At 51.9% G+C, this 7,560-nt stretch carries 7 protein-coding genes and 1 pseudogene; 3 read left to right on the forward strand and 5 right to left on the reverse strand.

Annotated features, from left to right (window positions below; genetic code table 11):
* The 4 genes from ABYP33_RS16325 to nfuA form a co-directional block, all read right to left on the reverse strand.
* The coding region (locus tag ABYP33_RS16325) for an endonuclease/exonuclease/phosphatase family protein (RefSeq protein ID WP_373092216.1) at positions 1–524 on the reverse strand (524 nt) is incomplete at its 3' end.
* A 35-nt stretch (positions 525–559) separates the two neighbouring features.
* Positions 560–1,024 (reverse strand): YchJ family protein, encoded by a 465-nt coding sequence (locus ABYP33_RS16330; protein WP_373092217.1) that lies wholly within the window; start codon positions 1,022–1,024, stop codon positions 560–562.
* A gap of 3 nt (positions 1,025–1,027) precedes the next feature.
* Positions 1,028–1,444: an acyl-CoA thioesterase gene (locus tag ABYP33_RS16335; protein WP_373092218.1), complete on the reverse strand. Its 417-nt coding sequence runs from the start codon at positions 1,442–1,444 to the stop codon at positions 1,028–1,030.
* 70 nt (positions 1,445–1,514) lie between these two features.
* Entirely contained in the window at positions 1,515–2,117 is a 603-nt protein-coding gene (gene nfuA, locus ABYP33_RS16340; RefSeq protein ID WP_373092219.1) for a Fe-S biogenesis protein NfuA, read from the reverse strand.
* A gap of 149 nt (positions 2,118–2,266) precedes the next feature.
* Here nfuA and metH point away from each other — a divergent pair, with 149 nt between their 5' ends.
* From metH to ABYP33_RS16355, 3 genes and pseudogenes are all read left to right on the forward strand, one after another.
* On the forward strand, positions 2,267–5,965 hold the full coding sequence (metH, locus tag ABYP33_RS16345) for a methionine synthase (RefSeq protein ID WP_373092220.1): 3,699 nt from the start codon (positions 2,267–2,269) through the stop codon (positions 5,963–5,965).
* Positions 5,966–6,054: 89 nt separating this feature from the next.
* Positions 6,055–6,276 (forward strand): DUF2970 domain-containing protein, encoded by a 222-nt coding sequence (locus tag ABYP33_RS16350; RefSeq protein WP_373092221.1) that lies wholly within the window; start codon positions 6,055–6,057, stop codon positions 6,274–6,276.
* A gap of 237 nt (positions 6,277–6,513) precedes the next feature.
* A pseudogene (locus ABYP33_RS16355) lies at positions 6,514–6,729 on the forward strand (IS3 family transposase); the annotation flags it as partial.
* Positions 6,730–6,803: 74 nt separating this feature from the next.
* On the opposite strand, the gene ABYP33_RS16360 reads toward ABYP33_RS16355, so the two are convergent.
* Positions 6,804–7,560: crotonase/enoyl-CoA hydratase family protein (locus ABYP33_RS16360; RefSeq protein WP_373092222.1), on the reverse strand; the 757-nt coding region annotated here is incomplete at its 5' end.

Here is a 7,560-nt window from a genome sequence, read left to right on the forward strand (position 1 = left end):
AAATGCAGGGCGCCGCTCCAGTCATTAAAATCACCGGCAATAATCAGTGGCGCATCTGCGGGGACTTTTTCACTTATCAACTTAGTGAGCAAATTAAATTGCTGATGGCGCTCCCAGCCCAGCAGGCCCATGTGCACGCAAATCACGTAGATTCCCGGCTCAATTACAGACACCAACAAGCCGCGCTGAGAGCGACGGTATAGGGAAATGTCGACATTTTCGCTATTCAGAATTGGGTATTTGCTAAGAATGGCATTACCATGATGACCGTGGTCATAAACTGCATTCTTACCGTAGGCAAAATGTGGCCACACCGTATCGGCGAGGTATTCAAATTGGCTTTCATCAACCCAATCAACATGGCGCTCTGCGTGTTGGCTATTTTCGCCAACAACTTCTTGCAGAAAAACCAGCTCAGCATCAACACTGCGAATACCTTCGCGAATTTGGTCTAGGAGAAACTGCCGGTTTGCCGAGCAAAAGCCCTTGTGGACGTTATAAGACAAAACTCTTAGCACTGTCATCAATACCCTACTCTGTCGGAAAGGAACACAGTCCCTTAGTCAGGATGGCACTTCTTTAGTTTCCGACCGCTACCGCACCAGCATTCGTCATTTCGCCCCAACCTCAGCGCTGGCAGCATGTCGCCATCACAGTATAGCCACTGATTGTTTTCCCAGACAAAACGCGAGCGCTCATGTAATTGACCAACCTCTTCACCACTGCGATAAAAAGCGACAAACTCCACTTCACCGGCAGTTTGGCCAGACTGACCATTGCGGTGAGCTAAAATCCGTAAACTGCACCACTGTGTATTGGCAAAGCTTTGCTCAAGGCTGGCGCGGCTGTCAGAGGCGCGCTTACTGGGATGCAAACTCGCCAATAAATAATCAGCATTGCCGACGCTGAATGCACTGTAGCGCGAGCGCATTAGAGCCACAGCGGTTGGCGCCAGTTGCGACCCGCTAATATAAGGGCCGCAACAATCTCGAAACGCGAGGTCTTCTCCGCAGTAACAGGTCAAGGCTTAGGTCTTACTCGGCGGTATAACACCGCTAAGATCAGTAGCTTCCCAGTCCGTTGGCAGCGCAGTTGAGTTGCGAGTATCGCGATCAAAGCCAACCAGCACGGTCTGACAGGTAGTGGCTTTTTCGCCATTCGCATAAATAACATGCTCTATGGTCATACTTTTTGTGCCCACCCGAGAACACCAAGTATCGACAACAACACGGTCGTCAAAACGAATTTCCCGAAGCATGTCCATTTTTACACTGGCGACGACATAAGACGGAACGGGGTACTTAATATGCTTGGCTATTTGCCGAAAAAACGTCACCCGGGCCAAATCAAAATACTGGGCGTAATAACTGTTGGAAACGTGACCTAGAAGGTCAAGATCCGAGAAACGCACCTGAATGTCGGTACGAGAATGTTGAAGTTGCATTGAGGGGTGTCCTTGAGGTGCCCGCCCCTTAAGCGGAGGCGGGATTTAACCGAGGCAGCAAGCCTTATGACTATTTAAAATAAGCATTATCGGTATTAGTGTGATCCGTACTGTCTTTAACCCCAGACAGACCGGGTACTTTCTCGAGCAAGGTCTTTTCAACACCTTCTTTAAGCGTCACGTCAACCATGCCGCAACCCTGACAGCCGCCGCCAAACTTAAGTACCGCGAGCTTATCTTCGGTAATTTCCAGCAGTGAGACCTCACCGCCGTGAGCCGCCAAAGAAGGATTGACTTCGTTATACAACACATAGTTAATTTGATCTTCCAGCGGACTGTCCTCGCTAACCCTTGGCAGACGGGCGTTTGGCGCCTTAATGGTTAACTGACCACCCATACGGTCGCTCGAGTAGTCGATAAAACCGTCGTCCAGAAACGGCACGCTGCGGCCATCAAAATAGGCCTTAAATTTTGGGTAGTCACGAATGATATCGGCGTCGTTGAGGTCGCCGTCGCGACAATACGCGATGCAGGTTTCGGCTTTAGGTGTGCCGGGCTGCGTAATAAACACCCGCACACCAATGACGTCGTCTTGCTTTGCTAGCAATTCGGCCAGATAGTTCTGGGCAGACTCTGTAATCGTCAAATTAACGGCTGTTTGTTCTGTAGACATATTAACCTCTGTATATCCCGCTGTTTTGCCAAACAATTTCAATGCAAGGCCGAGTATCTGTTAGAATTACCTAGTTTACCACGAAGCCCATGCTGGCCACAGTCCGCGCAACGCTTTTGATTCTAACGTTTAAAATTATCAGGATATCCATGAGTCAGTCTACCTCCCGCATCGCCCAACTCACTACCGCGCTCAAAAATCGAATATTGATTATTGATGGCGCTATGGGCAGCTTAATTCAAAGCTATAAGCTGGAAGAGGCGGATTACCGTGGCGCACGTTTTGCCGACTTCCACACCGATCTCAAAGGCAATAACGATCTGCTTACCCTGACCCGTCCCGATGTCATTCGGGAAATTCATCAGGCCTACCTCGATTCTGGCGCTGATGTTATCGAAACCAACACCTTTAACTCGACCGCGATTGCCCAGGGCGATTACGATTTACAAGAAATTGCCGAAGAGCTAAACCGTGTTGGCGCTGAACTGGCTCGCGAAGTGGCTGATGCCGCAACCGCGCTTAACCCTGACAAACCTCGCTTTGTTGCCGGTGTTATTGGCCCCACCCCGCGCACCGCCTCCATTTCACCCGACGTAAACGACCCCGGCGCCCGCAACACCAATTTCGATGAGCTTGTAGAAAACTACTACGCCGCCACTCGCGGGTTAATTACTGGCGGCGCCGACATTCTAATGATTGAGACCATTTTTGACAGTCTCAATGCCAAAGCGGCCGTCTACGCTGTGCTGCAATATTTTGAAGATGCCGGTGACGAACGCCCCATCATGATCTCTGTGACCTTCCCGGACACCAGCGGCCGCACCCTGTCGGGCCAAACACCCACCGCGTTCTGGAACTCCATCGCCCACGCTAAGCCACTCATTATCGGAAGCAATTGTGGTAGAAGATTCAGTGAGATACGCCCTTTTGTTGAAGAGCTTTGTGAGGCATCTGACTGTTATTTTAGCGGTCATTTCAACGCGGGACTGCCCAACGAATTTGGCGAGTACGACGAAACCCCAGAGGATATGCACGCCGAGTTAAAAGAGTTTGCCGAACGCGGTTTCCTCAATTTGGTTGGCGGTTGCTGCGGTACTACCCCTGCGCATATTGAGGCTATTGGCGCGGCGATGGACGGCATTGCGCCACGCCCCCTGCCCCAGCGCGAATCAACCTGCCGCCTGTCGGGTTTAGAGCCCTTCCATATCGACGCTCATTCGTTGTTTGTGAACGTCGGCGAACGCTGCAACGTTACTGGCTCTGCGGTATTTAAGCGCCTAATATTAGAGAACGACTACGACGCAGCCCTTTCAGTAGCCCGTCAGCAGGTCGAAAACGGCGCCCAGGTCATCGATATCAATATGGATGAAGGCATGCTCGATGCCGAACACGCCATCGTCACATTTTTGAATCTTATCGCATCAGAACCGGATATCTGCCGGGTACCGATTATGGTCGACTCCTCTAAGTGGGACGTCATCGAGGCAGGCCTGAAGTGTATTCAGGGCAAGGCCATTGTTAACTCAATCTCGATGAAAGAGGGCGAAGACGAATTTCGCGATCGCGCCCGCGCCTGTATGAAGTACGGCGCCGCTGTGGTGGTTATGGCCTTCGATGAAGACGGCCAAGCGGACACATTTAAGCGTAAAGCAGAAATTTGCAAACGCAGCTACGATATTCTGGTCAATGAAATTGGCTTCCCGCCCCAAGACATCATATTCGACCCCAACATCTTCGCCGTGGCCACGGGCATCGACGAGCATAACAATTACGCCGTCGACTTTATCGAAGCCACCGCTTACATCAAAAAAGAGCTACCCTATGCCATGGTGTCTGGTGGCGTATCTAACGTTTCTTTCTCGTTCAGGGGCAACAACCCCGTCCGCGAGGCAATTCACTCCGTGTTCCTCTACCACGCAATTAAAGCGGGCATGGACATGGGTATCGTTAACGCCAGCCAGTTGGCGATATACGATGATCTGCCGAAAGAACTTAGAGACCACGTTGAAGACGTTATTCTTAATCGGCGCGATGACAGCACCGAGCGCCTGCTGAATATCGCCGACAAATACCGCGGCGACGGCTCAACCGCTGAAAGCAAAGAAGACCTAACATGGCGCGAATGGCCAGTTGAAGAACGCATTGAACACGCCCTTGTCAAAGGCATCTCGACCTATATTGAAGAAGACGCCGAAGTCGCCCGCGCCGCTGCGGTTAAGCCCATCGACGTTATCGAAGGCGCCTTGATGGACGGCATGAACGTGGTTGGCGACTTATTTGGCGACGGCAAAATGTTTCTGCCCCAGGTGGTTAAATCGGCGCGGGTAATGAAACAAGCGGTGGCCTACCTCAATCCCTTTATTGAAGCCAGTAAAGCGGTTGGTGCCAAAGCCAATGGCCGCGTGTTAATGGCCACGGTAAAAGGCGATGTTCACGATATCGGTAAAAATATTGTAGGCGTGGTGCTGCAGTGTAATAACTTTGAGGTTATTGACCTTGGGGTTATGGTGTCTTGCGACAAAATACTCGAAACCGCCAAGCGCGAGAATGTCGATATCATTGGCCTGAGCGGACTCATTACCCCGTCGCTAGACGAAATGGTGCACGTCGCCAGCGAAATGCAGCGCCAAGGAATGACCATTCCGTTAATGATCGGCGGCGCGACTACCTCGAAAGCCCATACCGCCGTTAAGATCGAGCCCAAATACCAAAATGACGCCGTGGTCTATGTGCCCGATGCCTCGCGTAGCGTGGCGGTTGCCACCCAGCTCATCAGTGAAGACATGAAGGCCGATTTTGTCGCCGAGCGCAAAGACGAATACGAGCGGGTTCGCGCCCGCCGTGCCGGAAGCCAGGGCAAAAAACGCTTATTAACGTATCCGATGGCTTGCGAAAACGCCTTTGTGACCGACTGGGCCAATTACACCCCGCCAGCACCCAGTTTCTTGGGAACGCGTACCTTTGAGGACTACCCCCTCGAAACCCTGCGCGAAACGATCGACTGGACGCCTTTCTTTATATCTTGGGGCTTGGCCGGTAAATACCCCAAAATTCTTGACGATGAAACAGTGGGCGAAGCCGCGCGCAATTTATTCGACGACGGCCAGCGCATGCTCGACCGCATCATTAAAGAAAAGCTGTTACAAGCCAATGGCATTATCGGCTTTTGGCCCGCCCAACGCAGCGGCAGCGATGACATCACTGTAATGAACACCGATGGCACTGCGCCACTTGAGGTGCTGCACCAACTTCGTCAGCAAGCTCAGAAGCCTGATGACAAGCCGCACATGAGCTTGGCTGATTACATCGCCCCCGCTGACAGCGGTAAAACCGATTATATCGGCGGTTTCGCAGTCACTACCGGTCTAGGTGCAGACGAACTGGCCGATAAATTTATTGCCGCCAATGACGACTACAGCGCCATCATGATTAAGGCACTCGCCGACCGCTTGGCAGAATCCTTTGCCGAACACCTGCACTTGCGGGTGCGCAAGGAATACTGGCCCTATGCCAGCGATGAAAGCCTCAGCAATGAGGAGCTAATCAAAGAGAAATACCGCGGTATTCGCCCTGCGCCAGGCTACCCAGCCTGCCCTGATCACACCGAGAAGGAAACCTTGTTCCGCTTGCTCAATGCGACTAGCGAAACGGGTATCGTCCTAACCGAGAGCCTTGCTATGCACCCGGCAGCCGCGGTAAGTGGCTTTTACTACTCCCACCCCGAATCGCGCTATTTTGCCGTGGGCAAAATTGGTAAAGACCAGGTCGAAGACATTGCCGCCCGCAAAGGCATGGAGATGAAAACCATGGAGCGCTGGCTGTCACCTAACCTGGATTACGATCCATAGCGCGTTATCAGATCTAATTGGAGAATCGAGATTTTTAAGAAATGTCTCGGTTATCCAATAGTTAGCATACCGTATTCCAGAGGTAGCACATGAGCGACGACAAACAACCAGAAGAACGCAAACCCGGCCCACTTGCCGTCGTAGGCAGCATTATCTCAGCCGCCTTTGGCGTGCAGAGCAGCCGCAACCGCGAGCGCGATTTCAAACACGGCCGCTTTCGCAACTACGTCATCACTGCCATTATCTTTGTGGGCGTGTTTATTGCCACTGTGTTTGCGATTGTACAGCTGGTATTGAAGCAGGCGGGCTAAGACTAAATAACGAGACGTTAGCAGAAAACCAGTCAAGACCTTCAAACGTACCGGCCTACCCAATTGATTCGTCCGGGGTTGAACGTAGGCTAATTTTCTTGAGAAGATTAGCGTGTGGGCAAGCGCCCCGGATATTCCAAAGAAGTACGGGAATTGACGCGCGCTAACGAAATTTTACGTAAGGCCGCGGCTTTTTTCGCCCAAGCGGAGTGCGACAGGCAGGCCGCCTGCGCAAATGACAACGCGCTGGCTGAACCGATCAACGAGCTTTACAAGGCTGAGCTGACCTACAAAGAAGGCCCTTGGTGTGGGCTGGGTGATATTGAGCAAGCAACGCTGACGTGGGTAGACTGCTTCAACAATCGCCGATTACTACGCCCCATCGGTGATCGACCACCCGCTGAATATGACATGTTTTATTATCAACAAACTGAGCCAAGCAAACCAGCATGACTCAGATAAAACTGCCTCCGATTAAACCGGGGCGATTCAATGCCACATTACGTAGCTGCAAGGTATGGCTGGGCTCAGCGACCTTTGAATACCGCCTGACGCCGTTCTTTAAACGACGCCACACCTTCGGCGGCGTCCTCACTTTGCATTAACGGCACCTCCCGGGCAACTAGGCCTGCGCATTCATCAAGACCATTCAATAAATAATTGCGCGACGAATCGAGACTGGCGCGGACCGCCAGTGGCGCTTGAGCAGCAATATTTTCTGCCAGCGACAAACCGGTATCAAACACCTTATTGTCATCTACTATTTCCTGCACCATACCTATTCTAAGCGCGGTTTCGGCATCAAATTCATCACCGGTAAGCAAGTAGCGCTGAGCATTGGCGTAGCCGAATTCTTGAACCATTCTAACGGTGGCGCCGCCGCAGGCCATAATTCCTCGCCTAACCTCAATCTGCCCAAAACGAGTTCCTCGCCCACAAATTCGCACCTCGGCCCCCAGGGCAAGCTCAATCCCAATGGTGTAACAAATACCGTGTATTGCCATGACAATCGGTTTACGGCAACGATGCTCGGGGCGCAATCCCAGTGGATCACACTCATCTGCAGGAATCGCCGGCCATTCCCCCAACGAAAAAACATCAGTCCATTCCGGTAAATCTAAACCGGCGGTGAAATGCTTGCCATTTGCGTACACAAGGCCGCAATGCAAATTATTGCTCGACTCCAGAAGCTTGTAGGCGCGCGCGACCTCATGCCAAGTATCATGATCAAAGGCGTTGTATTTGTCTGGCCGATTAAGACCGATCAAAAGCACTTGACCGCGC

The sequence above is a fragment of the Zhongshania sp. genome (genome assembly GCF_041584495.1).
GTDB lineage: Bacteria > Pseudomonadota > Gammaproteobacteria > Pseudomonadales > Spongiibacteraceae > Spongiibacter.

What these genes read in the sequence shown, in the direction of transcription:
- ABYP33_RS16335 (WP_373092218.1), bottom strand. Translation starts at nt 1,444, where the DNA reads ATGCAACTTCAACATTCTCGTACCGACATTCAGGTGCGTTTCTCGGAT.
- nfuA (WP_373092219.1), bottom strand. Translation starts at nt 2,117, where the DNA reads ATGTCTACAGAACAAACAGCCGTTAATTTGACGATTACAGAGTCTGCC.
- metH (WP_373092220.1), top strand. Translation starts at nt 2,267, where the DNA reads ATGAGTCAGTCTACCTCCCGCATCGCCCAACTCACTACCGCGCTCAAA.
- ABYP33_RS16350 (WP_373092221.1), top strand. Translation starts at nt 6,055, where the DNA reads ATGAGCGACGACAAACAACCAGAAGAACGCAAACCCGGCCCACTTGCC.